Origin of the sequence: Ilyobacter sp., assembly GCF_041583315.1 — a bacterium.
Taxonomy (GTDB): Bacteria; Fusobacteriota; Fusobacteriia; order Fusobacteriales; family Fusobacteriaceae; genus Ilyobacter.
This window is the reverse complement of record NZ_JBFHGC010000479.1, coordinates 1-2,250: the sequence shown is the minus strand read 5'-3', so window position 1 is coordinate 2,250 and position 2,250 is coordinate 1. Positions and strand designations below refer to the sequence as shown.

The 2,250-nt window shown below is 35.8% G+C and carries 2 protein-coding genes; both read left to right on the top strand.

Annotation, left to right across the window (positions count from 1 at the left end; genetic code table 11):
• The coding region (locus tag ABZA26_RS13150) for an HD-GYP domain-containing protein (protein WP_372714962.1) at positions 1 to 892 on the top strand (892 nt) is incomplete at its 5' end.
• Between the two features lie 44 nt (positions 893 to 936).
• On the top strand, positions 937 to 2,250 hold a 1,314-nt coding region (locus ABZA26_RS13145; protein ID WP_372714961.1), incomplete at its 3' end, for a diguanylate cyclase.

The following is a 2,250-nucleotide window of genomic DNA, read 5'->3' as shown; positions in this document are numbered from 1 at the left end:
GAAAAAGTTGGATTTTATCAACAAAGTCATGAAGACATCGGTAAACAAAAATATATACCTTGTTATTTTTGGACTGCTGATCTCTTTTCTTTTTTTATACATATTTAAACTGGGATATATTATTTTGGTAAAACCGGAAAAGAATATTACATTAAATATGATTTCCTTACTTCTCTTTGCAGGAGGTTTATTTGTCTACACTATATTACTTGTGTTGGAAAAAACATTTTTTTCCATAGAGTCCTTCCATCTGGAAATGGTAAGCGGCCTGGTAGGAGTGGTAGAGCTGAGAGACACTTACACCAGCGGTCACTCACAGCATGTGGCAGACCTGGTAGGAGTATTATATGACAATCTTCCTGAGGGTTGGAAGGCAGGCATATCAAAAGGCGACCTCATACAGGCTGCCCTCCTCCATGATATTGGTAAAATCCTGGTTCCCATGGATATTCTGAACAAAAAAACACCGCTGGACCCAGATGAATATGATCAGATAAAAAAACATGTAGAATACGGAAGCCGTATTTTAGAATCCTTTGATGTCTTTGATAAGATTCTACCGTGGATAAAGTATCATCATGAGAGGATAGACGGGAATGGATACTACCGTCTGAAATGGGATGAAATACCTTTGGAATCAAAAATAATCGCTGTAGCGGACACCTATTCAGCAGTGACTACAGACAGGATATACAAAGAAAGGGCGACTCACAAGGAAGCCATGGAGATACTGAGAAGTATTTCAGGAACTCAGCTAGACAGCGAGCTAGTAGAGATCCTGGTAAAGGTGGAGAAGGAAAAACTGGAAAGATTGACCATAAAATCTGGATTCAGAACCGAGCTAGAGAAAGAGTATAGGGTTCTGGTAGAAAAAAATTATATGGAATATTAGATTTTATAGGGGTTAAGATTATCAAGGCTTATAAGGAGGAGGGCATGTCTTTCAGAAAGAAATTTTTTGTAATGTTTTTCATGTTCAATGTGATTTTTCTGTATTTTGGAATTGATCATTTCAAAGGTTATCTGGCTACACAAAATATAAACCAGGAGCATATGCGGCAGAAAGAAGCAGTTATAAACCTTTATAAAAGAAGAGATTTTATAAAGGGGCTTTTAATGATAAAAGATTATGAAGAGTTTGAAAATAAAAAAGAGATGCTGAGAAGTAAAAATCTGAATTCAAGTCTTGAAAAAATGAATATTTTAAAAAATGTGAAACAGCTGGAGGATCTGGAGATTAAAATACTGTCCCTACATGAAAAAAATCTTCAGCACAGCAAAGAGTTTTCAGAAATATATATAAATGAGAAAGCAACAAGACATATAATCAGAGACCAGGTATATAAAAATGGAATTTATGATGAAATCAAATACCTAGGTGAGCTTATATACAAGAGTAAGGAATCTATCTTCCAGTACAGGGACCAGAAACATTTTGACGGCTGGACAGAGGCCGTGGAAAATCTGAGAAAATCTACGGAAAATAAAGAGATTCTGAAACATATAGGGGAATACCATGATATATCCCGGAATATTTCAAGAATTGTCTTATCCAAAAACAATCTTCAGTCAGAGATACAGGAGAATCTGGAAGTTTACACAACTCTATTGGATAGTGCAGATAAAAATGTACGTTTGATGGAAAATGATATGACGAAGTTCATAGAGAATATAAACCAAAAGATGCACTATAAAGTTTTGGCGACTATTTTTGTTGTTGTGGCCTTGTTTTTTCTGCTGGGTGTATTTGTGCATACTCAGCTGATAAAGCCACTGGAGATGCTAAAAATAAGCACAGATGAACTGTCTAAAAAGAATTTTAACCATGAGCTCAAGGTTCATAAAAATGATGAGATAGGCCAGCTGGCCAGCCACTTCAACAGTATGGTTTTGGCGTTAAAAGAGCTCTATTCTGATCTTGAAAACAAAGTTATAGAAAGAACTACCGATCTGGAACGATCCAATTCTATGCTTGTGAAAGAGATGCTGGAAAAAGAGGAGCTCCAGGAGATATTAAAAAAGCAGGCTAATACAGATGAACTCACTGGTCTTTTAAACAGAAGAGCTGCATATACATTTTTGTCAAAAGAGATAAAAAAGCAGAAAGAACCCGGGTATTCTCTGACTATATGCTATTTGGATATAGACAATTTTAAAAAGATAAATGATACTAAAGGTCATGAAGAGGGAGACAGATACCTCAAAGGATTTTCAAGTATCCTGAAAAATAATCTGCGTCAGGAAGACTAT